Genomic DNA, 22808 nt, shown 5'->3' with positions numbered 1-22808 from the left:
GCGGGGAACCCTCGATAAGGACGCTGAAATATGAAGACTCTTCTTGAAGAACTGGGAGATTCCCAGTTTGCGGCATGCCAAATAGTCGCAGCGATAGCCCACAGCGCGCCGGATGCTCAGCTTCCCGTTTCTGCGCTGGCTCAGGCGCTCTTCCTTGATGAAGACGACATGCGCACGCTGTATGGCGACCACATGACCGCTGGCGAAGTCGTTGCGTACGTGCGGAACTGCCCGGCGTCGCACCTTCTCACGTTCATTTACGAAGAGGGGGTAAAGGCGAATGTCTGAGGCTCCTACTCCTGATGAGGGTACGCCGGACCAGAATTCCCCGATATCCAAGCCGGCTGCCGGAGCTGATGGTGCGTCAGGTGAGGGAAATTCGGCGAATCGAGAAGCCGCGAAGTACCGGACGAAGCTGCGCGAAGCCGAAGGCAAGCTAGAGGCTGCCGAAGCCCGTATTACGGCGCTACTGCGCAAGGAGATTGAGGCGTATGCCGGTAAGGAACTGGCCGTTGGCGCTGACCTCTTTACGCTGGGCGAAGTGGCCGTGACTGACCTTCTGGATGCCGAAGGCAATCCCGACACAGAGACCATTGACGCTGCCGTTGAGGCATTGCTTAAGACGCGCCCTGGTCTTCGCAGCAATACCGCCCCATGGGGCAGCGTTGGCGGGGGCCACCGGGGCGGAGTCTCGGAACGCCCCTTGACGATGCATGACGCCCTAAGGAATGCGAAGCGCTGACAACGTTCCGGGGCTATGCATGGTCCCGGACCGCACGCATAACTGAATACCGGCCTACGGATATCTGTAGGTGCTTTCTGAGAATCCGCTATTGCCCCAGGTGGGCGGCGGATTTCTCGCGTTTGGGCCTGGTTGCCCGCTCTCCCTCGCTGTCAGGTACAGCGGGCATCCATTTCGGTTCAAACACTAAGGATGTGCAACGCACAATGACTCTGCTCAATGCGGACGCTGCTGGCCTGACTCCGGCTGATTACGGCGAACTTGTCACGAAGCCTGTTGAGGCTCTTTCTGTCGCCTACCTGACCGGTACGAAGGTCACCACCAGCGCGCACAACTACCGCATCCCTATTCTCGCGTCTGACGTGAACGTTGGCGCTGTCGCTGAGGGTGCAGAGATCACCCCTTCTGACGCCACGTTCGATGAACTGGTCGTCGCTCCGGTCAAGTTCGCGGGTCTGAGCATCGTTAGCCGTGAGCTTCACGACGACTCCAACCCTTCTGCGGCTGACCAGGTTGGTAAGAGCATCGCGCGGCAGATTGCCAACAGCGTGGATAACGCGCTATTCAATGTGCTTTCCGCTCCGAACCCTGCTGGCTTCGCTTCGCTGGCCGGTATCTCGACGGTTGAGGCTCCGGCGACTTACGCCAACCTTGACCCGTTCGAGGAGGCTGTTTCGCTCAGCGAGGCTGCCGGGGGACGGATCACTTCGTGGGTTACCGGTGCGGCTACCGCGCTGGAAATCGCGAAGCTCAAGGATGCAACCGGCTCCAATAAGGCTCTTCTAAACCCGGACCTGACCGCTGATGGTCGGCGTACCATTCTCGGCCGTCCGATCGTTGTTAGCCCGTACGTTCCGGCTGACACGGTTTACGGCGTCAGCAAGGATGATTTCCTCGTTGTGACCCGCGAGGATACGCGCCTTGACGTCGACACCTCGGCGTATTTCTCCTCTGACCGTGTCGCCGTGCGAGGCACCATGCGGGTGGCTTTCGGAATGCCGGTTGCTGGTGCTCACGTCCGCATTACCAATGCTGCCGCCTAATGGCGTAGCCACATGATCTAGCCCGGTAGTTGCCCAATCCTGTTTCCCCCTTTGCAGGGTTCGAGTCAGGGGCAACTACCGGGCTTTTTTGTATTCGTAGCCGTTCGCTGGTGTTACCAGGCACCCTCAGTCGGCGAGAATCTACCCATTTCCTGACCTGCACTTATGACGCGCCGTAACGTTGCTGGCGCGTGTGCTGACGTGAACGGAATTCCATGCTGTCCGATGACTGTGCACCTTCGCATGCCGCTTCGCTGGTGGAAGCCCTGAGCTATGCGCGTACCTATTCCGAAGACATTCGCCGCATGCTCGAAGAGGGGAAGCCCGACCCTGAGAAAGCCGCGCGACTGGTGCAAGCCATTCGGAACATGCTGTGTGCTGCGGAAGATGAGCTAGACCAACTGGACGACGTACAGACAGAGCTAGACGCCGGGGCAGCAATCCACGGCCTGAGCGACGCTGAGCTATTCCGCGCCCTCACCTCCGGAAATCCGTAGGTGCCCCCGTGCTGGTGCTAAGCCCCCCACCTCCTTCCGAAGGAATACCCCCTATGCCAAGCCTCCCCCGTCGCCGTTGCACTGCCACCCCCAATTGCCCGAACCTGCTAACCGGCAAGGCGCGGGCATGCGCTGACCATGCGCACATGTTGACTGCCAATCGCGCCGAGAAGGGAACCAGCGCATACGGCAAGGATTGGCCACGGAGACGGGAGTCATTCCTTTACCTAAACGCATGGTGTGTGTTGTGCGGGCGCGAAGCGCGTGTTGCCGATCACTTTCCTGTGAGCAGGAAGGAACTAAAGGCGCGTGGCGTCGCTGACCCGAATGCCCATGAGCACCTGAGGGCATTGTGCGTCAGCTGTCATAACCGCGAGACTGGCCGTGCGCAGCCTGGTGGTGTTGTGGCTGAGCGGCAGAGGCAGACACAGGCTCAGCGTGAATGGCAACGCTGGACAGCAGAGCATGAGGCCCGGACGGAAGAGCCGCCGTTCTGAGCCCTACCCCCTGGGGGGTGACTCCCGACCCTCATCCTGTCCGCGCGGCAGGGAGGGGAAGTTATCGCGTAGGGGGGTAAGACCTTTTTCGTGGCACAAAGGATGATGCAAACCTTGATTATCGAACCTGATTGGTCCGCTGAATTTGGTACGGACCCCCAGACAACGGCCGATGCTTCCGCAGCATGGCAGCGCATGACCGCTGACATTGACATTCCGGCGAGTCAACGGGATGCGGCAACGACCTATTGCCTGTCGGTCGCCCGTGTCGCTGAGGCTGAGCGCCAACTGAGCCGTGACGGCATGATCCTTACCGGCGCCAACGGCGTTCCCGTCAAGCATCCGGCAATAACCATCATCAACATGTATTCGGCCGGTATTCGCGCGCTGCAAAACTCCCTGGGGCTTAACCCGTATGCGGCTGCCCGTAATCGTGCCATGGTAAAGAACGGCCGTGAACCGTACGAAGACTATGGTGACGCTGGCCCTACGGATGCCAGTGCGGCAGCGCTAAGGCTGGTGGCTGGTCTTGATGACTAGCACCTTCGGCGCGCTGCATGCTGCCTTCCGCTCCGCTGGCTCAATTGACCGGCCTACGGCTCAGGCATTTCACGCGGCTATCGCCAGGCATGCCGACGCTGGGCGCATTACAGCGCGGGAAGCTGACATTCTGAGGGCCATCAATTGGGGCAACGCACTGGACCCGTTTGCGCAGCGTGATCCGGATTGGCTGACAGCGTTGAAACCCGATGGCTGGAAGATGAAGCGATAACCCCTGAGCCCCGGTCGGCGATTGGCCGGGGCTTTCGTATGCCCTGAGAGTGACCATGACCCCCGATTTCAAGGCGCGCGTTGCCGCCTTCCTGGCGTTGCCCGACGAAGACCTAGGTAAGCCACTGTGGGAAGTCCCCTGGAATGACCGTAAGGCTTTCCTGTCAGCGCGCACCCGGCGCCAATTCGTCCAGGGCGATGATTTCCAAATGCCGGAAGCTCACCAGCGCGTGACCGAATGGAGCGCTACCGAATGACTTTCACTAACGCTGTCCGGTACGCGGCCCTTGCTGCGGCCATGGTGATCAGCTATGCGACACAGCGGGATTTGGCGCTGGCTCATGGTGTCCCTGAGTCCGTTGCTCCGGCCGTACCCGTGGCCATTGATCTGTTTATGGTTTGGGCTGTCCGGTCACGGCGGGATATCGCGCTGGCCGTGTCCGTTGCCGTGGCCGCGAATGTGGCTGGTGTCCTTACGACAGAAAGCCTTACGGCCGTAGGTACATGGGTGGCCGCTGGGCTGCATGCCGTCTTCCCGCTGACCGTCTGGCGGATGCATCGCACAGAAAGCCCTGAGCGGCTGCCTGAGCGCCCTACGGTCACCCTGGCGGAGCCTGAGCCCAGCGCGTCAGTGATAGCCCCTCAGAACGGCGCACAGGGCTTGCCGGACAGTTGGCCGACTGATGACCTGTGGCAAGACTTCAAGGACAGCGAACCGGACAGTGCGGATGCACTCCCGGTAACTCCGCCTTCCGCTGAGGACATTCGCGCTGCTGTGGCCGTGCTCGCATCCCGGAATGGCCGACCCGTGACCGGCCGCATGATGGCTGACCACTTCGGAGTGTCCGAACGGACTGGCCGCCGATATCTGACGATGGCCGCATGACCGTGCCCCGCACCCGCTGCCTTTCCTGGTGGCCGGTGCGGGGCATTCTTCGTCGGTGTGCCTGGTGTTTGTCGGTGGCGTGGCTTCGGCGCTCAAGGGCTTGACAGAACGTTCCCTGAGTGACCACTCAGTTCCTAACAGCAAGTCAGATTGCTTGACATCTCCGCTTCTATGTGATCAGTCAGTTTATGATGTTACGTCAAATAGCTTGACAAGTGCAGTGCTGACACAGCATCAAGTTTGCAGGTACTTCCCGCTGGCAACTCGACAGAACGTATCGACGATCCAAACGGCGTGTTGACCTAGCGACTTGACAGATCCTGCATTCCATGCATGAGAGATTCACTGTCACGCGTATGCAAACTTGCAGGATCCGAACAGGGGTGATATTAGATAACTCTCCGCTCAATACCTATGCACTATGCGTAAGCATCGAGTCGCCTGGCGCCATATCGGACATTTGCCATTGCTGCCCCGGCGCCGTTGCCGCCCCGCTGAGGGCTCCCTAGGCGCTGTCCGGCCCTGTGCCCCACCTAGCTACTGGTGGCCGCTCAGAGGGCCGCTGGTGGCCATGACGAAGCCCCTACCTACTGATCAGCGGGTAGGGGCTTCGCTGTGCCTTGACTCAGTCCGCTGTCCCCAACCGTTCGCCACGCATCCGCGCCACGTCGATTACGTCGCTCAGGCACTCCGCCGTGCGTCGCAGCATGAACAGGGCTTCAGCGGCCGTCAGGCGTGCCTCAGGCGCGTACATGGGCCGGACAAGCCCCAGCATGGTTTCAGCGCTCTCGATCTGCTGGCTCTCGACGCTGTCAGCCATGAGAGACAGGAGACTGTTCGGGTCGTCGCTGTCCAGGTATGCGGGCTTGCCGCTATCGGTTCGCCACGGAAGACGGCGAAGGCCGGAAATCGCTTCGATACTCTCGCTCATGTGGGCACGCTCCGATCGTGTCTGCCACGCCCCGGGACGGTTGCCCCCGTCGCCGGGGTCTTTTTGCGTCTGCCACGGTACCCGTAGTTATCCACGGTTATCTACGGATGCATAGAAAACCATGGTCACCCACGCTGAGATTATGGAGCTTGACCGCACGCGCCCACTGTGGCGGCAGATTGCAGCGGAGATCATCCGGCGGATTCAGGACGGCACCTATCCGCCGGGAAGCCGTGTGCCGTCCACGCTGGAGATTGCCCAAGAGTTCGACGTCGTCAATGCCACGGCAGCGAAGGCCATGCGGCATGTCCGCGAGGAGGGGTGGACGCGCGGAGAGGTTGGGCTGGGAACCTTCGTCGTGGACCCGCTGCCGCGCACATAACCCCTGGTCAGCGGCCTGTTTGGCGCATGCTGCTAGTCTGTCTCCTTCAGTGTGTACCCGCGCCGGGCGGTCCTTCGAGGAACAGGTGGTGCCCGCCGGCCGCCGCCACCTCCACCCCGGTCCGCGCCGGAAGCTGGCCGACGACGTCGGAGAGGTCGTGGCCGGGGTCGTAGTGGGCCGCGCCGGCGCTGTGCATACCGGTGGCCGCACCGGTGCCGGGGACCCGCAGCCCGGCCAGGAGCGGATCGGGCCGCCCCCGGCCGCCCGGTTCCTCCTCGGGAACGGGTTCGTCGGTGAGGACGGCGATCAGCTGGCGCAGGCTGCGGACACCCAGTACCGACACACCCGGCACCAGCGAGGCCTCGGCGGCGGCGCACTCGGGCACCACCACCTGCTCGTATCCCGCGTCGGCCGCCGCGATGACTGCGGGCAGCGTGCCCCGGACCGGTCGCACTCTGCCGTCCAGTCCCAGCTCACCGATCATCACGAGGTCGGCGAGCACCCGAGGATCGATCCGCTCGGCGGCGCCCAGGACGGCACTGGCGACGGCCAGGTCGAAGCCGCTGCCGGCCTTCGGCACCGATGCCGGGCTGAGCCCCACGGTGAGCTTCTTCTGCGGCCACTCCGCACCGGAGTTGACCACGGCGGCCCTGACCCGGTCCCGGCTCTCCGTCAGGCTCTTGTCCGGCAGCCCCACCAGGGTGAACGCCGCCACTCCCGGTTCCAGGTCGGCCTGGACCTCCACGACCACGCCCTCGACGCCCACCAGCGCCACCGAGCAGGTACGGGCGAACCCCATCTCAGGCCACCCCCCGGACGTGCTCGACCCGGGGCGCGCCCCGCTCCGGCAGCAGGACGCCGACCAGGTCGATGCGGACGCCGCCGGGCGGCGCTCCCCCGTGCGCCTGGAGCCAGCGCTGCGCCAGGTCCCGCAGGCGGCTCGCCTTGGCGGGGTCGACGGCCGCCATGGGGTGCTGGAAGGACGCGGCCCTGCGGGTCTTCACCTCGCAGACGACGAGGACGTCTCCGTCCCTGGCCACGATGTCGATCTCGCCGGTTCTACCGCAGCGCCAGTTGCGTTCCAGGACCGTCATTCCGGCCTGCGCCAGCCGCCGCGCGGCCAGCGCCTCGCCGTACCTGCCGAGTGCGCTGCGTGCCTGCTGGGTGTACATGTCGGCACCACCTCCGGCGCCAACCGTCACGCAGTCGGCCGCCCGAAGTGGATCTTGGTGGACAACCCGGGGATTGTGGACAACTCCGTCACCCGCCGGGGGCCCTGTCACCCGCCCAGAGCTCCTGTCATCCGCCGGGGAGCTCCAGATCGCTCTTGTTGAGCTCCTCGATGTTCACGTCCTTGAACGTGAGGACGCGCACCTGTTTCACGAACCTGGCCGGCCGGTACATGTCCCAGACCCAGGCATCCGCCATGGAAACCTCGAAGAACACCTCGCCCTGGACCGAGTGCACCTGCATCTCGTAGTCATTGGTCAGATAGAAGCGGCGCTCGGTCTCGATCACGTATTTGAACAGACCGACGACGTCGCGGTACTCCCGGTAGAGCTTGAGCTCCATCTCGGTCTCGTACTTCTCGAGGTCCTCGGCGCTCATGGCATGTTCCCCTTCACCCGTGCGATCCCACCATTGTGCGCCAGTCCCGTGGGCCTCCGTTTTCTGAAGCCGGTCCGCCCTGCCGGACAGCTCCCGGGACCTTCCGCTAGACGATCTCGGTGTCGAGGGTCACGGGTCCGGCCGGAGGGCCCTCCTCGAGCAGCGTGCGCAGCAGTTCGGCGAGTCTGGTCGGGTACACCGTCTCATGCGCCCGCGCCAGTTCCGGGCACGTCCACCAGCGCGCTCCGGCGACACTGCGCCGCTCCAATTCGGTCAGCGCCGTGGCTCCGGTGGCCGTCCGGGTGGTGCGGGCGAGGTAGTACCACTCGTCCTGGTCCCAGCGGCGGCCCGCGAACGGGAAGGAGCACTGCCGCCGCCACAGCACGGGCCCCAGCTCCACCTCGGTGATGCCCGTCTCCTCCGCGAGCTCCCGCAGCGCGGCCTGTTCCCGGGTCTCGTCGCCCTCCACGCCGCCGCCGGGTGTGAACCACCAGTCGTCGGCCGGGTCGTCCGGCTCATGGCCGTGCAGCAGCAGGATGCGGTCCCGCGGGTCGAGCAGCACCACGCGGGCGACCCTGCGCAGTCCGCCGTCGTAGGAGTCCTCGGCCGGCCGGGCCGGCTCAGCGGCCACCGGACGCCCCCACGTCCGCCTTCCGCGCCCGGGAGGCTCCGGCCCGCTCGGCGAGGGGGCCGTACGCGGCGCCGCCGAAGATGAGCACCGCGCCGGCGATCACCAGGGCGACGATCGTCCGCAGCGGCCCCGGCGCAGAGAGGGCGCCGAGCTCCTCGAAGCCGGTGGGGGCCTTCAGCATGCCCTCCATCGGCCAGACCACGGCGTCGACCCGGGCCTGGACGGCTTTGCGGGAGACGGTGCCGTTCGCGGCGTCGGTGAGATGGGAGGTGGAGTCCACGGAACCGGCGCGCTCGTCACCGAGCAGGAACAGCCGCCCCTTCGGCACGGTCACCTCCGGGAAGCCGCTGAACCCGGCCACCTCGTCCTCGGAGAGGTACGGTTCGTCGATCAACGTACCGTTGACCTTCAGCCGACCGTCCTCGCAGCAGGAGACGGTGTCGCCGCCGACGGCGACCACCCGCTTGAGGACCGGTACGTTCGCCCAGTTCGTGTCCTCGAAGACCACGACGTCACCGCGGCGGACGGCACCGCTGTCGGTGCGCTGGGCCAGCACCCGGTCACCGGCGCCGATCGTCGGCGCCATCGAGGTGGTGGGCACGGTGTACGGCCGGTACACGACCGCTCCCCAGGCGAACCCGCCGAGGAAGAGCACCATGCCCAGCGCCACGGCCAGTGAGGACAGTCGCTGCCCGGTCCGGCCGCCCGCCGGTCCCCGGCCCGCACCGCCGCCCCGCGAAGCCGTACGCGTCGTGCTCCGACCAGTCATGGACGGCACCCTACCCGGCGGTACCGAACCGGGTCAGCCCCTCCTCGGCGGCGCTCAGCGCTCGCCACCACCGGGCCTGCGCCGCCACAGCACCAGCGGCACGGCGCCCACCAGCGCGAGCCCCTGGGGCGCCACCGACCGGGCCGCCCCGGCCGACGCCTCGTTGTTCAGCGCGGGCTGGTCGAAGGTGTCAGGGACCTCGAGGTAGTCCCAGCGGTTGACCGGCCAGCCGATGACGACGGCACGGCCGACGACTTCCTTCACCGGGACCATGCCGTTGTTCTTGTCGGCCTGGTTGTACCGGGAGTCCCGGGAGTTCTGCCGGTGGTCGCCCATGACCCAGATGTGGCCCTCGGGCACCTCGACCCTGAACTGGCCGCCCTGGTCGTCCTGGCTGCACGGTGTGTTGCCCGGGTAGACGTACGACGCCTCGTTCAGGGCGACGCCGTTGACCGTCAGCGGCCCGGTGCCCTTGCACTCGACGACGTCTCCGCCGACTCCGACGACCCGCTTGATCAGGTCCTTCTCCTCCACGGACGGCATCAGGCCGATCCAGCTGAGGACCTTCTGCAGCGCGTTGGCCTCCGGCGTCGGCTCGCCCGCCAGCCAGTTGTCGGGGTCGTGGAAGACCACGACCTCGCCGCGCTCGGGCTCGGAACCGAACCAGGGGGTGAGCTTGTCGACCAGGACGCGGTCACCCTGCTGGAGGGTGTTCTGCATCGAGTCCGACGGAATCGAGAACGCCTGCAGCAGGAATGTCTTGATCAGCAGCGCCAGCACCAGCGCGATACCGACCAGGACGGGCAGTTCCTTCCAGAAGGAGCGTGGCTTCTTCTCCTGGCGGGACGGCTCGCCCGGCCCCTGGTCCCCGGTCCTCGTCCGGTAGTCCCTCACGCTGCCCTCCTCGACCGCCGGGGAGTCATTCCCGGAGGTCGCGGCGCTGTCCTCGGCCGGGACGTCCGGCCCCGCGGTTCGATCGCGGTGCTCCTCGCCGTCGGCTCCGGATCGTGCGCCAACCGCCACATCCCCCACGCCAGCTCCTCACTCTGTGCCGCCGCCTGCCCCATACGCGGCGCAGGCCCACCACTCCCATAACGAGCGGGAGTTCCGCAGGGCTCGGGAGCTGAACCATTCCGTTCGAATGGTCCTGGGCAACCCTATGCGACAGCGGGGCGGCAGCGGTCGACCCGCGCGTCGGGTCAGCCACGGACGCATAGGTTTTCGGTTCGTCCAGAGTGTTCCAGTGAGCGAACGGCCAGGCGATGACCATGGCCCGGCCCACCACCTCCTCCTCGGAGACGGTGCCGCCGTAGTCGGTGTCCTGGTGGGAGCGGGAATCGGCGGAGTTGGACCGGTGGTCGCCCATCACCCACAGGCGCCCCTCGGGCACGGTGACCTCGAACGGCGTCGTGGACGGGGCGTTGCCCGGGTAGAGGTAGTCGCCCTCCTCCAGGGGTACGCCGTTGACGGTGACCCGGCCCTGTGTGTCACAGCACTTGACCTGGTCGCCGCCGACTCCGACGACCCGCTTGATGAGGTCCTTCTCGTTCTCCGACGGCAGCAGCCCGATGAAGGTGAGCCCGTCCTTGACCTGCTTGACGCCGACCGGGTCGTCCCTCGTGGGAGTGGTCTGCTCGTCCTGCAGCCAGCCGCCGGGGTCCTTGAACACGACGACGTCCCCGCGCTGCGGCTTGGAGCCGAACCACGGGGTGAGCTTGTCGACCAGGACGCGGTCGCCGACCTGGATCGTCTGCTCCATGGAGCCGGACGGGATGACGAAGGCCTGGACGAGGAACGTCTTCAGCACCAGCGCTATCACGACGGCGACCCCGATCAGGAGCGGTATCTCCTTGACCGCGCCGCGCCTGCGCCGCCGCTTGACCTTCCGCTGGAGCTTGCGCCGGTCGGCCCGGCTCCGTCCGTCGGCCGAGCTGACCGCGCGGCGAGCGCCGGTGGGCAGCAGGTTCTCCGCGGCGCTCACCGGGAGGCCGCGGGGTTTGCCCCGGTTACCCATGGGCCCCCTCCCCGGGGTGTGCCGCGTCCGTCCCCGGTGCCGGCACGCGCGCGTAGGCGTCGGGACGGCGCAGCCGGGTGGTGCGGTCGAAGGGCGAGACGATCCAGTCGGCGCGGCCGATCACCGCGCTCACCGGGATCATGCCGCCGCCGGGCGATCCGAGATGGTCGCGGGAGTCGCTGGAGTCGCCGCGGTGATCGCCGAGGACGAACAGGCGCCCCTCGGGCACGACGACGTCGAAGGGTACGGTGGACGCGCTCTCGCCGGGGAACAGGAAGCCCGACTCGTCGACCGACCGGCCGTTCACCCGGATCCTCCCCTCCCTGTCGCAGCAGATCACGTGGTCCCCGCCCACACCGACAACGCGCTTGATGTAGTCGGTGTCCCCGAAATACCCGGTGCCGTCGAACACAACCACGTCGCCACGTTGCGGCCCGGCTCCGAAAAGGTATGCCGACTTCAGTACGAGAACGCGGTCCCCGGCCCTCAACGAGGGCTCCATCGATCCGCTGGGGATCTGGAACGGCCGTGCCACGAACGTGCTGAGCACCAGCAGGAGCAGCAGCACCGACAGCAGGGTCGCGGTGATCCACCCTCCGGGGAGCCCGCCCACGAGACGCGGCACCAACGAGGAACGCGACCGTTCCTCCGGACCCGGGGCCTCCGAGGTCTCCTCGGGTCCGGCCGGGTGGGAGGAGCGGTCGCGCTCCGTCGGCTGTGCTTCGGTGTCCATCGAGGCCAGATGTTATCCGGCCCCGGGCTCACCTCGGAAAAGCGCTCAGTTCTCGCGCTTCTCCTTGATCTTCGCCGCCTTGCCGCGCAGGTCACGCAGGTAGTACAGCTTGGCGCGACGGACGTCACCCTTGGTGACGAGCTCGATCTTCTCCACGATCGGGGTGTGCACCGGGAAGGTGCGCTCGACGCCGACGGAGAAGGAGACCTTGCGGACCGTGAAGGTCTCGCGCACGCCGGCACCCTGGCGGCGGATCACCACGCCCTTGAACTGCTGCACACGAGTGCGGTTGCCCTCGATGACGCGCACGTGGACGTTGACGGTGTCACCGGGACGGAAGGCCGGGACGTCGCTGCGCAGCGACGCGGAGTCGACGGAGTCGAGCAGGTGAGACATTTCGTCTGCTTTCTTCGCTGATGCCGCAGGTCATCAACGGCAACTAGGGGTTCGGATCTCGGGTGTGCGGTCCGGGGCGGGCGTCGTGTCCCCCTGCGGCAGGGGCGCACGCCGGACGGCGCACGACAGCGGCCTATTCTTCCACGCCGCCGGTCCTGCGCCAAAATCGGCCGTGCGGCTCCCCCTCCGGGTCCGGTTCCCAGCCCAGGATGGAGAGCATCTCGCGGTCCTTCTTGTCGAAGGCCCCCGGATCGCAGCGTTCGATGAGATCGGGCCGGTTCGCGGTGGTGCGCCTGAGCGCCTCGTCGCGCCGCCAACGGGCGATCTTCCCGTGGTGCCCGCTGAGCAGCACCTCGGGAATCCCCCGGCCCCGCCAGACGGGTGGCTTGGTGTGGACAGGTCCTTCCAGGAGGCTCGCCATCGCGCCCGGGGCGAAGGAGTCGTCCCGGTGGGACTCGGCGTTGCCCAGGACGCCGGGCAGCAGCCGGGCCACGGCCTCGGTGATCACGAGGACGGCCGCCTCTCCGCCGGCCAGGACGTAGTCGCCGATGGACACCTCGTGCACGGGCATACGGGTCGCGTACTCGTCGACGACGCGCCGGTCGATGCCTTCGTAACGGGCCGGCGTGAAGATCAGCCAGGGACACTCGGAGAGCTGGACGGCGAGTTCCTGGGTGAAGGGGCGGCCGCTGGGAGTGGGGACGACCAGGACGGGCGCGTACGAGCCGGCCTCGTAGCCCTCCGCCAGGACCTCGTCGAGCGCCTCGCCCCACGGTTCGGTCTTCATGACCATGCCGGGGCCGCCGCCGTACGGGGTGTCGTCGACGGTGTTGTGCCGGTCGTGGGTCCACGAGCGGAGGTCGTGCACCCGGACGTTCAGCTGTCCCCGCGCGCGTGCCTTGCCCACGAGGGAGACGTTCAGCGGTTCGAGGTACTCGGGGAAGATGGTGACGACGTCGAGCCGCATCACGCCTCGTCCCGCGGGGAGGCACCGTGTTCCTCGGCGGCTTCGTCGGGGCCGCCGCCGTCCGGGGTGCCGTCGATCAGGCCCGGCGGCGGGTCGATGACCGCGCGCTGCTCCTCGAGGTCGATCCCGGTGACGATCTGCTCCACGAACGGCACGAACACCTCGCTGCCGTCGGGGCGTTCCACCACGAACAGGTCCTGCGTCGGCAGGTGGGAGATCTCGGTGATCCGGCCGACGTGCTGCCCGTCCTCGGTGACGACGTCCAGGTCGATCAGCTGATGGTCGTAGTACTCGTCCTCGTCCTCGGGCCGCTCGTTCGGGTCGACCTCGGCGATGAGCAGGGTGTTGCGCAGCGCCTCGGCGCCGGTGCGGTCGCGGACGCCCTCGAAACGCAGCAGGAGGCGACCGCTGTGCACCCGGCCGGTCTCGATGGTGAGCGGACCGGCGGTGGCGGGATCGGTGGCCAGGACGGCGCCGGGCCCGAGCCTCAGCTCCGGCTCATCGGTGCGGACCTCCACGGTGACCTCGCCCTTGATGCCGTGGGCACGGCCGATGCGAGCGACTACCAGCTGCACTGTGCTTGATCTCCTGTCGTACGACGACGGGCCGGGGACGGCCCTGAGGCCCTCCCCGGCCCGAGCCGGTTGCGCTGAGCGTCAGCGGACGTGGTCCACGTCGACGAGGTCGACACGGACACCGCGGCCGCCGATGGCGCCCACGACGGTCCGCAGAGCGCGTGCGGTGCGGCCGTTGCGGCCGATCACCTTGCCGAGGTCGTCCGGGTGGACCCGGACCTCGAGCACCCGACCGCGGCGCAGGTCGCGCGAGGCGACCTGCACATCGTCAGGATTGTCGACGATGCCCTTCACGAGGTGCTCGAGAGCCTCCTCGAGCATGCTCAGGCCTCGGTCGACGCAGACGAGGAGGACTCAGCGGCGGCCTCGTCCTTCTTCTCGGTCTTCTTCTTCTGGGTGATCGCCTCACCCTTGCCCTCGTCCTCGCCGCCGAGCACGTCGAACGACGGGCGCGCGGCCTTCTCGGCCTGCTGCAGCAGCGGAGCCGGGGCGGGCTCGCCCTTGAACTTCTGCCAGTCGCCGGTCTTCTTGAGGATGGCGAGCACGGGCTCGGTCGGCTGGGCGCCGACACCGAGCCAGTACGCCACGCGCTCACCGTCGACCTCGATCACCGACGGGTTGTACGTCGGGTGGTACTTGCCGATCTCCTCGATGGCCCGGCCGTCACGGCGGGTACGGGAGTCGGCGACGATGATGCGGTAGTGAGGCGAACGGATCTTGCCCAGACGCTTCAGCTTGATCTTGACTGCCACGGGAGTGAGTTCTCCTGGATTTGACGTGGTTGGGCACGGCGGGACGGCCGCGTGGGGTTGCGGTACCCGATTGCCCGATGGACGCGTCAGCCGGAGGCGAGAGGGTTCCTGTGCGGCTGTCGAGTACAGCTAGCCATTGTGCCACACACCGCGGGGCACCCGGGACCGCGGGCCCGCACGCGGGCAGGCCGCAGACCCGCCCGGCACGGTGGCGCCATCGCGCCGGGCGGGGCCGCCCTGCGGCGCGACCGGCCCCGGAGCGGTGTGCGGAACGGCACCCGCACGCCTTCGGGGCCCGTCCCGATGCGTCCGGCACCCACGAGATGCCGGGTCGCTGTCAGCTCGCCGCCGAGGCCACCGTCTCAGGGATCCTGAACGGCTTGCCGCAGCCGCCGCAGACGATGGGAGCCTGGGCCAGCACCGACGGGACGACGCGCACATTGCGACCGCAGTCGCAGACGGCCTTGACGCGCACACCACCGCCGGACGAACCGTGCCGTGCCGCCGGACCTCGGAAGCTGCGGGCGGTGTCACCCGCGGTCGCGGCGGAATGCGCCTTCAGGGCGCGCTGGAGACGCTCCGCCGTCGGGCGGTAGCGGCGCTTCGCCTCCGGGGTGAGTGCGACCAGCGAGAAGCCGCTGCTGGGATGCGGCTCGTCGGGATGGTCCAGGCCCAGTTCCTCGGCGATCGCGAGGAAACGGCGGTTGTGGTAGCGGCCGGCGCGGGAGGTGTCGCGTACGCCGCGCGCGGCGGCGACACCGTGGACTGCCTCATGCAGCAGTCGCTCGAAGGAGAGTTCGTGACCGCACGCGGACGACGACTCCCCGATCAGGGACTCGGGCGCGGCAAGATCGGGCAGCTCGGGGTGGTACCGCTGAATATCGGCCCACGCCTGCGCCAGTTCTGCGGCGAGTACAGGTGGTGTCTGTGTCGTGCTCACGTAATGACAACGAGCCGGGGTGCCTCTGTGTTCCGATTCCGGGGCATCCCAAATAATTTGCCCTTACCCGTCAGTACCCGCTCATGCGTCCCGACGACGGGCGGGTGCGCTGATCTGCGGAGAAGCCTCGCAGCTCACCTCAAGGTGGTGCGTAGGCCGACGTACACCGTCCCCCGGCCCGGCGCGTACGCGGGGCCCGCGCGCCGGTGCGTCTGCGATCCACGGGTACGCAAGAGGCGTTTCGGCCGCTCTCTCGCGGCGGAGCACCTCAGCCCGGCGGACGAGTGCCACGACGCCCGGTGGACGAGTGCCACGACCGCGACGTTACCGGGTCCGTCGACGGCACCCGACACCGGCCCGGCCCTTATGAGGGGACGCGACCGGACACGACCGGACACGACCTCGATCAGGGGTTTGCGGACCTTGGCCAAAACCGGCTCATCGCCCCCCGATTGCCGGAATGTGAATTCTTGCCACTGGCACGAGCGACTCCCAAGCCGCCGCCCCGTTCCACTGGACGCCGGGTCGAGGGCGGAGTTTCCTGGCATACGGGGGAGTGCGAGCGCACTGCACGGGGGGCACGTAATCGGGCACGGCGGCAACTCTCGGCTGATTGGGGCGCTTACCTATGACACCTACGCTCGTGGGGCAGCACCTTCCTCGTAGTACTGGTACGGGACACGGTCCTGCGGAGCCCGGTCCTCGCGTGGACCGACGGGCACGCGCGCGTGACTGGTCCGAGATACAGGAGAGGATGCTCGTACCGCTCTACGAGGCCGTCTACGAGCGGCTGGACGTGGGGCCCGCGACACGGCTGCTCGGCCTCGGCTGCGGTGCGGGGCTCGCCCTGCTGATGGCGGCCTCCCGGGGCGCCGCGGTCACCGGTGTCGACACCTCGTCCGACCGGCTGGCCCACGCGCGCGAACGACTGCTGCCCGCCGGGCGGGACCCACGCGCGCGGGGGCGTGCGGACACCCGGATCGTGGACGGCTCCCCCGGGGCGGCCCGAGCGGACGCCGCCGGGTACACCGTGGTGACCGCCTTCGAACCGATCGGATGCCTCGCGGGCGACGCGGAAGAACTGGGAGGACTGCTCGCCGAGGCGACGCCGCTCGCCGGACGCGGAGCGGCCGTGGTCCTCACCGGCTGGGGCCCGCCGGAACGCTGCGCCACGGCGTCCGTGCTCCGGGTGGCCACCAGGCTGGCGGAGCCGGTGCGCGGCACGGGCACCTGGCGTCCCGCGCACCGCGACGATCTGGAGCAGGTCGCCCAGCGCGCGGGGCTTCGGCCGGACGGCTCGGGAAGGGTGGCCTGCCCCTTCGGATACGCCGACGTGGACAGCGCCGTACGGGGACTGCTCTCGACAGGGCTGTTCGACCCGGCGATCGCCGCGACGGACCAGGTGCAGGTGAACAAGGAACTGGCCGAGGCACTGCACCCGTACCAGCGGCAGGACGGCACCGTGTGGATGCCGAACGTGTTCCGGTACCTGATCGCACGGACACCCTGACGCCGTCACGGGGCACCCCTCGCCGCCCCTTGGCCCCACTTGACCCCCTCCGGCAAAGGGGCTCCTCGCCCCGTGCCGTACGGAGGGGGCCGTCAGCCCCGGACTTCTCAGCCCATGAACTTCTTGAACTCGTCGGGCAGCTCGAAGTCCTGGCCGCCCTGCTGGGGCAGCCCGAAGGCGTTGCCGCCCTCCGCGGCCGCCGCGCGGCGCGCGGCCTCCTCCTGCTCCTGCTGCTTGCGCTTCATCGGGTTGCCGGAGCGCTGCTTGCCCTTGGCCTGCTTCTGCTTCTTCTTCTGCCGGCCGGGGCCGCCGCCCATGCCCGGCATCCCGGGCATCCCCGGCATGCCGCCGCCCTGGGCCATGCGGGACATCATCTTGCGGGCCTCGAAGAACCGCTCCACAAGGGACTTCACGGCGCTGACCTCGACACCGGCACCCTTGGCGATACGGGCGCGGCGGGAGCCGTTGATGATGGTCGCGTCCTGGCGCTCGGCCGGGGTCATCGACTTGATGATCGCGGCGGTGCGGTCGACGTCCCGCTCGTCGAGGTTGTTGATCTGGTCCTTGATCTGCCCCATGCCGGGCAGCATGCCGAGCAGCTTGGAGATGCTGCCCATCTTCCTGACCTGCTCCATCTGGGCCAGGAAGTCGTCCAGGGTGAAGTCCTGGCCCTTCTTGGACGCCAGCTTGGAGGCCATCTGGGCGGCCTCTTCCTGGCTGAAGGTCTTCTCCGCCTGCTCGATCAGGGTGAGCAGGTCACCCATGTCGAGGATGCGGGAGGCCATCCGGTCCGGGTGGAAGGCGTCGAAGTCGTCGAGCTTCTCACCGTTCGACGCGAACATGATCGGCTTGCCGGTGACCTGCCGGATCGACAGCGCCGCACCACCGCGGGCGTCACCGTCGAGCTTGGAGAGCACCACTCCGTCGAAGCCGACGCCGTCGCGGAAGGCCTCGGCGGTGTTGACCGCGTCCTGACCGATCATCGCGTCGACGACGAAAAGGATCTCGTCGGGCCGGACGGCGTCGCGGATGTCCGCGGCCTGCTTCATCATCTCCTGGTCGATGCCCAGGCGGCCGGCGGTGTCCACGATGACGATGTCGTGGACCTTGGTCCGCGCGAACTCGATGGAGTCCTCGGCGACCTTCACCGGGTCGCCCACGCCGTTGCCCGGCTCGGGCGCGTAGACGGCGACGCCCGCGCGCTCGGCGACGACGCTGAGCTGGTTGACCGCGTTCGGGCGCTGGAGGTCGGCGGCGACCAGCACCGGGGAGTGCCCCTGGTCCTTGAGCCACTTGCCGAGCTTGCCCGCGAGCGTGGTCTTACCGGCGCCCTGCAGACCGGCCAGCATGATCACGGTCGGCGGCTGCTTGGCGAAGCGCAGCCGCCGGGTCTCGCCGCCGAGGATGGTGATCAGTTCGTCATTGACGATCTTGATGATCTGCTGCGCCGGGTTGAGCGCCTTGGAGACCTCGGCGCCCAAAGCCCTGTCCTTGACATTCTTGATGAATGCCCGGACGACGGGGAGGGCCACGTCGGCCTCGAGGAGCGCGATACGGATTTCGCGCGCCGTGGCGTCGATGTCCGCCTCGGACAGCCTGCCCTTGCCCCGGAGAGACTTGAAAGTGGCTGACAAGCGGTCGGAGAGAGTATCGAACACGGCGGCGTCGGTCCTTGGAGTCGGGAGCAGTTTCGGGTCGCACTCCAGGGTATCCGGCCGCGCAAGCAAATCGTCCCTGCCCGCTCGGGAGAGCGGGCAGGGACGGAAGGAGCCCCGCAGTGGCGGGGAGCACGCATTGCACACCTCAGCGCCAAGGGCGCGCTCCGGGTCATCCCCGCAGCAGCGGGGAGCGTATCCGGTAAGCGCAGGGCCTCCCGGAAGGTCACGCCCGCAACGTCTCCTCCAGTTTCCGGGCCACAGCCACCGCCTCATCACCCGGCAGAGGCACACCCTGTTCCTGCGTCACGTAAAAGGCGTCCACCGCGTTCGCCCCCAACGTGCTCACATGTGCACTCCGCACCCGCACCCCCGCGTCCTCCAGCGCCCGTCCGATGCGGAACAGCAGACCCGGCGCGTCCTGCGCCCGGACCTCGAGCACCGTGGCGTGCCGGGAGGCGGCCGGGGCGACCGTCACGCGCGGCGGCGGTGCGACCACGCCCCGGCGGCGGGGGTGCGCGGCGTCCCGGTCGGCGAGTCGGCCGACGATGTCGAGGCTGCCGTCCAGGGCACGTACCAGGTCGGCGCGGAGCCGGACGGCCTGGGGCAGGGAGCCGTACTCGGCGGCGACCCGCCAGTCCAGCAGCAGCACGGAGCCGTCCACGCCGGCCGGGAGGTCCAGCGCCCGCAGCTCCGCGGTCCGTACGGTCAGCCGGTGCATCGCGAGCACCCCGGCCACCGCGGGCAGCACGCCCTCCTGGTCGGGTACGGCGATGCGCAGTTCCACGCCCTGCGGTTCGGGGTCGCCAAAAGGTTCGGCGGGCGGCTCGGTCTGCGCCCGCAGGGACAGCACGGGCGCGCCCGTGGCGACGGCCTCGATGGCTAGCCGTTCCTGTTCCGCGGTGGGCGCGGCCTCCTCGGGCCCGGCCGGGAGGTCCCCGGCCAGTACCGCCGAGACCCGTTTGACCAGGTCGGCGACGAGTGAGGCGCGCCATGACGACCAGGCGGCCGGTCCGGTGGCGAGGGCGTCCGCCTCGGTGAGGGCGTGCAACAGTTCGAGGGTGCCCTGGGAGCCGACGGCCTCGGCGACCGCGCGCACGGTGGCCGGGTCGTCCAGGTCGCGCCGGGTGGCGGTCTCGACGAGCAGGAGATGGTGCCGGACGAGGGCGGCGATCACCGCGACGTCGTGGCGGTCGAAGCCGATCCGCGCGGCCGTGTCCCGGGCGATGGTCTCGCCGGCCACGGAGTGGTCGCCGGGCCACCCCTTGCCGATGTCGTGCAGCAGCGCGGCGACGAGGAGCAGGTCGGGCCGGTGCACGCGTCGGGTGAACTCGGAGGCGCGGACGGCCGTCTCGACGAGGTGCCGGTCGACGGTCCAGAGGTGCACGGCGTTGCGCTGCGGGCGGCAGCGGACCCGCTCCCAGTCGGGCAGCAACCGTGTGACCATGCCTTCCGCCTCCAGCGCCGCCCAGACGTCGAGGGTGGGCCGGCCGGAGCCCAGCAGGGTCACCAGTTGTTCGCGGGCCTCGGCGGCCCAGGGTGTGGGCAGCGGGCGCGCGGTGGCCGCGAGCCGCCGGACGGCGTGCGAGGAGAGCGGGAGCCCGGCCTGTGCGGCGGCGGCCGCGGCACGCAGGGGGAGCACGGGGTCACGTTCGGGTCGTGCCGTGCGGGCGAGCACCGCCTCACCGTCCTGCTCGACGACGCCCTCGGCCAGCGGACGGCGCTCGGCGCCGGGCCTGCTGCCGCCGAGCAGGGCGCGCAGCCGGGGGCGTACGGCACGGGAGCGCAGCACGCGCGCCACTTCGCGCCAGGTGACGTCACCGGCGTAGGCGATGACGCGCGCGGCCTCGTAGACCTGCCGCAGCAGCACGTCCGCGTCGAGCATGCCCAGCTCGGCCGCGACCTGGTCCTGCTCCTGCAGCGCGAGCCGGTCGGTGGCGCGCCCGGTGGCCAGGTGCAGTGCGTCCCGTACGTCGAGGAGACGGCGGCGGGCGTCGGCCAGGCCCTCACGTGGGGCGTCGGCGAGCCAGGAGGCGGCGACGGCGCGCAGGGCGGTGGCGTCGCGAAGCCCGCCGTGGGCCTCCTTGAGGTCGGGTTCCAGAAGGTACTGCAACTCGCCCACGCGTTCGGCGCGTTCGGCGCACAGCTCCTGGAGGGCGGGGAGCCGCTTCGGCGCCTGGTTGCGCCAGTCGGCGAGCACCGCCGTGCGCAGTGCGGTGGTGAGGTCGAGGTCACCGGCGATGTGCCGGGCGTCCAGCAGGCCGAGCTGGACCTTGAGGTCCTCGCCCGCGGTCCTGCGTGCCTCGGCCGGGGTGCGGACGGAGTGGTCGAGGGCGAGGCCCAGGTCCCAGACGGGGTACCAGAGGCGGTCGGCGAGGGCGGCGACCGCCTTGGGGTCGCCGCCGTTGTGCAGCAGGAGCAGGTCGAGATCGCTGCGCGGGGACAGTTCCGCGCGCCCGTAGCCGCCCACGGCGACCAGGGACACCCCGCGCACCCTCTCGGCACCCGCCGCGAAGAGCCCGGCGAGCCAGTCGTCCGTGAGGTTCGCGAGGGCGGCGCGGCGCGGCGGCCCGGACCGCGTCTCCTCGGTGAGGAGGTGCAGCCGGGCCGCCGCGTAGCCGCCGGGCCCCGATCCCTTCGTCTCGTCGTACATGCCCGTCCCCGTCATCGGTGGTTTCTGTTTTGTTCGCCCTGTTCAGAGCGCGTCCGGGCCGCGCTCACCGGTGCGGACCCGTACGGCGGTCCCGACCGGGACCGACCAGACCTTGCCGTCGCCGATCTTGCCGGTGCGGGCCGCCTTCACGACGACGTCGATCAGCTGCTCGGCGTCCTCGTCCTCCACCAGCACCTCGATACGGATCTTGGGCACCAGGTCGACGGTGTACTCGGCACCGCGGTAGACCTCGGTGTGGCCGCGCTGGCGGCCGTAGCCGCTGGCCTCGGTGACGGTCAGGCCGTGCACCCCGAAGGTCTGCAGGGCTTCCTTGATCTCGTCGAGCCGATGCGGCTTGACGACGGCGGTGATGAGCTTCATGCGTCCACCTTCTTGCTCTCGGCCGGGACGAGGGGCGCCTGGGCGCCGTTGCGGGCGGCACCGCCGCCGGCGCCGCTGAAGTCGTATGCGGTCTCGGCGTGTTCGACCCGGTCGATGCCGGCCACCTCCTCGTCCTCGGAGACACGCATGCCGATCGTCCGGTCCAGGAGGAAGGCGAGGACCGCGGAGGCGACCAGGGAGTAGGCGAGGACGCCGAAGACTCCGGCGCACTGCTTCCAGAACTGGTCGAGGCCGCCGCCGTAGAAGAGTCCTCGGACGTCCGACTGGCCCTTGCCGCTGGCGAAGAGGCCGACGAGCAAAGAGCCGATGACGCCGCCGACGAGGTGGACGCCGACGACGTCCAGGGAGTCGTCGTAGCCGAACCGGTACTTCAGGCCGACGGCCATGGCGCACAGCACACCGGCGACGGCGCCGACGGCGATCGCACCGAGCGGGGAGACCGCGCCGCCGGCCGGGGTGATGGCGACCAGGCCCGAGACCGCGCCGGAGGCGGCGCCCAGCGTGGTGAACGCGCCGTGGCGGACCTTCTCGTAGGCGAGCCAGCCGAGTACGGCGGCGGCGGTGGCGACCTGGGTGTTGACGAACATCAGCGCGCCGACGCCGTCGTCGTTGCCGAGCCAGCTACCGGCGTTGAAGCCGAACCAGCCGAACCACAGCAGGGCGGCGCCGAGCATGACCAGGGGGAGGCTGTGCGGGCGCATCGGATCCCTCTTGAAGCCGATCCGCTTGCCGATGACCAGGATCACGCCGAGCGCGGCGGCACCGGCGTTGATGTGGACGGCCGTCCCGCCGGCGAAGTCGATGACGCCCAGTTCGAAGGCCCAGCCGCCGGCGCCCCAGACCCAGTGGGCGACCGGGAAGTAGACGACGGTGACCCACAGGGTGATGAACAGCGCCCACGCGGTGAACTTCACGCGGTCCGCGAGCGCGCCGCTGATCAGGGCGGGGGTGAGGACGGCGAACATCAGCTGGAAGACCAGGAAGACGAAGACGGGGATGGTGTAGCCGTCCCACAGCTCGGTCAGGCCGATGTCGCCGAGGCCGACCCAGTGGGAGTTCCATCCGACCAGGCCGCCGGAGTCGGTGCCGAACGCCATGGAGAAGCCGTACAGCACCCACAGGACGGTGACGATTCCCAGGCTGATGAAGCTCATCATCAGCATGTTCAGGGTGCTCTTGACGCGGACCATGCCTCCGTAGAAGAAGGCCAGGCCCGGGGTCATGAGCATCACCAGGGCGGAACAGATGAGCATGAACCCTGTGTTGGCGGCAGAGAGCGTGGGCGCCTCCGCGGCAAGGGTGACGGCTGTTGCCATCGGCGTCTCCTCGTCGTCGGTACGGCCCCGTGCGGGCGAAACCCGAGCGGGTCGTGAGGGGTGGGCCGGTTCTGCGCCAAGAGATTCGCGCAGCGCCGTTTCGGTGGAAGCCCCTCGCTGTTTCACCGCCGTGACGAA

At 68.6% G+C, this 22808-nt stretch carries 26 protein-coding genes and 1 pseudogene; 8 read left to right on the top strand and 19 right to left on the bottom strand.

Annotation, left to right across the window (positions count from 1 at the left end; all coding sequences use genetic code 11):
* Positions 1-30: 30 nt before the first annotated feature.
* The 6 genes from ACVW19_RS24380 (at position 31) to ACVW19_RS24355 (ending at position 3807) form a co-directional block, all read left to right on the top strand.
* The gene (locus ACVW19_RS24380; RefSeq protein ID WP_457461748.1) at positions 31-288 is read left to right on the top strand and encodes a hypothetical protein; all 258 of its coding nucleotides are present in this window, start codon (positions 31-33) and stop codon (positions 286-288) included.
* Positions 281-742, top strand: a complete 462-nt coding sequence (locus tag ACVW19_RS24375; protein ID WP_457461746.1) for a hypothetical protein — start codon at positions 281-283, stop codon at positions 740-742. Before ACVW19_RS24380 ends, ACVW19_RS24375 begins: the two co-directional genes overlap by 8 nt.
* A 206-nt stretch (positions 743-948) precedes the next feature.
* Positions 949-1785, top strand: coding sequence for a phage major capsid protein (locus ACVW19_RS24370; protein WP_457461744.1), 837 nt, complete (start codon positions 949-951; stop codon positions 1783-1785).
* Between the two features lie 215 nt (positions 1786-2000).
* A complete protein-coding gene (locus tag ACVW19_RS24365; RefSeq protein ID WP_457461738.1) occupies positions 2001-2282 on the top strand; it encodes a hypothetical protein in 282 nt (93 codons plus the stop codon).
* Between the two features lie 611 nt (positions 2283-2893).
* The gene (locus ACVW19_RS24360) at positions 2894-3319 is read left to right on the top strand and encodes a P27 family phage terminase small subunit (protein ID WP_457461729.1); all 426 of its coding nucleotides are present in this window, start codon (positions 2894-2896) and stop codon (positions 3317-3319) included.
* Positions 3320-3600: 281 nt separating this feature from the next.
* Complete coding sequence (locus ACVW19_RS24355) at positions 3601-3807, top strand: hypothetical protein (protein ID WP_457461727.1); 207 nt, start codon at positions 3601-3603, stop codon at positions 3805-3807.
* A 1254-nt stretch (positions 3808-5061) separates the two neighbouring features.
* On the opposite strand, the gene ACVW19_RS24350 is transcribed toward ACVW19_RS24355, so the two are convergent.
* Complete coding sequence (locus ACVW19_RS24350; protein WP_457461725.1) at positions 5062-5367, bottom strand: hypothetical protein; 306 nt, start codon at positions 5365-5367, stop codon at positions 5062-5064.
* Between the two features lie 121 nt (positions 5368-5488).
* Between ACVW19_RS24350 and ACVW19_RS24345 the strand changes: the two genes are divergently transcribed.
* Positions 5489-5749, top strand: a complete 261-nt coding sequence (locus tag ACVW19_RS24345; protein WP_457461724.1) for a GntR family transcriptional regulator — start codon at positions 5489-5491, stop codon at positions 5747-5749.
* A gap of 55 nt (positions 5750-5804) precedes the next feature.
* Here ACVW19_RS24345 and ACVW19_RS24340 read toward each other — a convergent pair.
* The 14 genes and pseudogenes from ACVW19_RS24340 to ACVW19_RS24275 all read right to left on the bottom strand — a co-directional run.
* Positions 5805-6548: pseudogene (locus ACVW19_RS24340) on the bottom strand (magnesium chelatase domain-containing protein); the annotation flags it as partial.
* 1 nt (position 6549) lies between these two features.
* Positions 6550-6951, bottom strand: coding sequence for a YraN family protein (locus tag ACVW19_RS24335; RefSeq protein ID WP_457461722.1), 402 nt, complete (start codon positions 6949-6951; stop codon positions 6550-6552).
* A 97-nt stretch (positions 6952-7048) separates the two neighbouring features.
* Positions 7049-7357, bottom strand: coding sequence for a DUF2469 domain-containing protein (locus tag ACVW19_RS24330; protein WP_003965949.1), 309 nt, complete (start codon positions 7355-7357; stop codon positions 7049-7051).
* Between the two features lie 106 nt (positions 7358-7463).
* Positions 7464-7988, bottom strand: coding sequence for an NUDIX hydrolase (locus tag ACVW19_RS24325; protein ID WP_457461721.1), 525 nt, complete (start codon positions 7986-7988; stop codon positions 7464-7466).
* Positions 7978-8757: a signal peptidase I gene (gene lepB / locus ACVW19_RS24320; RefSeq protein WP_457461719.1), complete on the bottom strand. Its 780-nt coding sequence runs from the start codon at positions 8755-8757 to the stop codon at positions 7978-7980. The genes ACVW19_RS24325 and lepB (ACVW19_RS24320) overlap by 11 nt, the downstream gene beginning before the upstream one ends.
* 54 nt (positions 8758-8811) lie before the next feature.
* Complete coding sequence (lepB, locus tag ACVW19_RS24315; protein ID WP_457461718.1) at positions 8812-9789, bottom strand: signal peptidase I; 978 nt, start codon at positions 9787-9789, stop codon at positions 8812-8814.
* Entirely contained in the window at positions 9677-10771 is a 1095-nt protein-coding gene (lepB, locus tag ACVW19_RS24310) for a signal peptidase I (protein ID WP_457461716.1), read from the bottom strand. Before lepB (ACVW19_RS24310) ends, lepB (ACVW19_RS24315) begins: the two co-directional genes overlap by 113 nt.
* The gene (lepB, locus tag ACVW19_RS24305) at positions 10764-11504 is read right to left on the bottom strand and encodes a signal peptidase I (protein ID WP_457461714.1); all 741 of its coding nucleotides are present in this window, start codon (positions 11502-11504) and stop codon (positions 10764-10766) included. The genes lepB (ACVW19_RS24310) and lepB (ACVW19_RS24305) overlap by 8 nt, the downstream gene beginning before the upstream one ends.
* Positions 11505-11549: 45 nt before the next feature.
* Positions 11550-11900, bottom strand: coding sequence for a 50S ribosomal protein L19 (gene rplS / locus ACVW19_RS24300; RefSeq protein WP_109381761.1), 351 nt, complete (start codon positions 11898-11900; stop codon positions 11550-11552).
* 133 nt (positions 11901-12033) lie between these two features.
* Positions 12034-12867: a tRNA (guanosine(37)-N1)-methyltransferase TrmD gene (trmD, locus tag ACVW19_RS24295; protein WP_457464766.1), complete on the bottom strand. Its 834-nt coding sequence runs from the start codon at positions 12865-12867 to the stop codon at positions 12034-12036.
* The gene (gene rimM, locus ACVW19_RS24290; protein WP_457461712.1) at positions 12867-13442 is read right to left on the bottom strand and encodes a ribosome maturation factor RimM; all 576 of its coding nucleotides are present in this window, start codon (positions 13440-13442) and stop codon (positions 12867-12869) included. The genes trmD and rimM overlap by 1 nt, the downstream gene beginning before the upstream one ends.
* An 81-nt stretch (positions 13443-13523) precedes the next feature.
* Positions 13524-13763 carry an RNA-binding protein gene (locus ACVW19_RS24285; RefSeq protein WP_005479813.1) on the bottom strand — a complete coding sequence of 80 codons (240 nt, stop codon included), beginning with the start codon at positions 13761-13763 and terminating at the stop codon, positions 13524-13526.
* A gap of 2 nt (positions 13764-13765) precedes the next feature.
* The gene (gene rpsP / locus ACVW19_RS24280; protein ID WP_457461710.1) at positions 13766-14194 is read right to left on the bottom strand and encodes a 30S ribosomal protein S16; all 429 of its coding nucleotides are present in this window, start codon (positions 14192-14194) and stop codon (positions 13766-13768) included.
* A gap of 337 nt (positions 14195-14531) precedes the next feature.
* Entirely contained in the window at positions 14532-15134 is a 603-nt protein-coding gene (locus ACVW19_RS24275; protein WP_457461708.1) for a hypothetical protein, read from the bottom strand.
* Between the two features lie 628 nt (positions 15135-15762).
* Between ACVW19_RS24275 and ACVW19_RS24270 the strand changes: the two genes are divergently transcribed.
* Positions 15763-16644, top strand: coding sequence for a methyltransferase domain-containing protein (locus ACVW19_RS24270; RefSeq protein ID WP_457461707.1), 882 nt, complete (start codon positions 15763-15765; stop codon positions 16642-16644).
* 107 nt (positions 16645-16751) lie between these two features.
* Here the strand turns inward: ACVW19_RS24270 and ffh are convergent, their stop codons facing one another.
* From ffh to ACVW19_RS24250, 4 genes are all read right to left on the bottom strand, one after another.
* A complete protein-coding gene (ffh, locus tag ACVW19_RS24265; protein ID WP_457461705.1) occupies positions 16752-18302 on the bottom strand; it encodes a signal recognition particle protein in 1551 nt (516 codons plus the stop codon).
* A gap of 223 nt (positions 18303-18525) precedes the next feature.
* Positions 18526-20967: a [protein-PII] uridylyltransferase gene (locus tag ACVW19_RS24260; protein ID WP_457461704.1), complete on the bottom strand. Its 2442-nt coding sequence runs from the start codon at positions 20965-20967 to the stop codon at positions 18526-18528.
* A 27-nt stretch (positions 20968-20994) separates the two neighbouring features.
* Entirely contained in the window at positions 20995-21333 is a 339-nt protein-coding gene (locus ACVW19_RS24255; RefSeq protein WP_457461702.1) for a P-II family nitrogen regulator, read from the bottom strand.
* Positions 21330-22670, bottom strand: coding sequence for an ammonium transporter (locus ACVW19_RS24250; protein ID WP_457461700.1), 1341 nt, complete (start codon positions 22668-22670; stop codon positions 21330-21332). Before ACVW19_RS24250 ends, ACVW19_RS24255 begins: the two co-directional genes overlap by 4 nt.
* Positions 22671-22808 lie beyond the last annotated feature (138 nt).

The sequence above is a fragment of the Streptomyces sp. TE5632 genome, assembly GCF_054061295.1.
Note: the sequence above shows the minus strand (reverse complement) of the source record. Positions and strands in the feature narration are given on the sequence as shown.

Coding starts and splice junctions, on each gene's coding strand:
- ACVW19_RS24380 (WP_457461748.1), top strand. CDS start 31: ATGAAGACTCTTCTTGAAGAACTGGGAGATTCCCAGTTTGCGGCATGC.
- ACVW19_RS24375 (WP_457461746.1), top strand. CDS start 281: ATGTCTGAGGCTCCTACTCCTGATGAGGGTACGCCGGACCAGAATTCC.
- ACVW19_RS24370 (WP_457461744.1), top strand. CDS start 949: ATGACTCTGCTCAATGCGGACGCTGCTGGCCTGACTCCGGCTGATTAC.
- ACVW19_RS24365 (WP_457461738.1), top strand. CDS start 2,001: ATGCTGTCCGATGACTGTGCACCTTCGCATGCCGCTTCGCTGGTGGAA.
- ACVW19_RS24350 (WP_457461725.1), bottom strand. CDS start 5,367: ATGAGCGAGAGTATCGAAGCGATTTCCGGCCTTCGCCGTCTTCCGTGG.
- ACVW19_RS24345 (WP_457461724.1), top strand. CDS start 5,489: ATGGTCACCCACGCTGAGATTATGGAGCTTGACCGCACGCGCCCACTG.
- ACVW19_RS24330 (WP_003965949.1), bottom strand. CDS start 7,357: ATGAGCGCCGAGGACCTCGAGAAGTACGAGACCGAGATGGAGCTCAAG.
- lepB (WP_457461719.1), bottom strand. CDS start 8,757: ATGACTGGTCGGAGCACGACGCGTACGGCTTCGCGGGGCGGCGGTGCG.
- lepB (WP_457461716.1), bottom strand. CDS start 10,771: ATGGGTAACCGGGGCAAACCCCGCGGCCTCCCGGTGAGCGCCGCGGAG.
- lepB (WP_457461714.1), bottom strand. CDS start 11,504: ATGGACACCGAAGCACAGCCGACGGAGCGCGACCGCTCCTCCCACCCG.
- rplS (WP_109381761.1), bottom strand. CDS start 11,900: ATGTCTCACCTGCTCGACTCCGTCGACTCCGCGTCGCTGCGCAGCGAC.
- trmD (WP_457464766.1), bottom strand. CDS start 12,867: ATGCGGCTCGACGTCGTCACCATCTTCCCCGAGTACCTCGAACCGCTG.
- ACVW19_RS24285 (WP_005479813.1), bottom strand. CDS start 13,763: ATGCTCGAGGAGGCTCTCGAGCACCTCGTGAAGGGCATCGTCGACAAT.
- ACVW19_RS24270 (WP_457461707.1), top strand. CDS start 15,763: ATGACACCTACGCTCGTGGGGCAGCACCTTCCTCGTAGTACTGGTACG.
- ACVW19_RS24260 (WP_457461704.1), bottom strand. CDS start 20,967: ATGACGGGGACGGGCATGTACGACGAGACGAAGGGATCGGGGCCCGGC.
- ACVW19_RS24255 (WP_457461702.1), bottom strand. CDS start 21,333: ATGAAGCTCATCACCGCCGTCGTCAAGCCGCATCGGCTCGACGAGATC.
- ACVW19_RS24250 (WP_457461700.1), bottom strand. CDS start 22,670: ATGGCAACAGCCGTCACCCTTGCCGCGGAGGCGCCCACGCTCTCTGCC.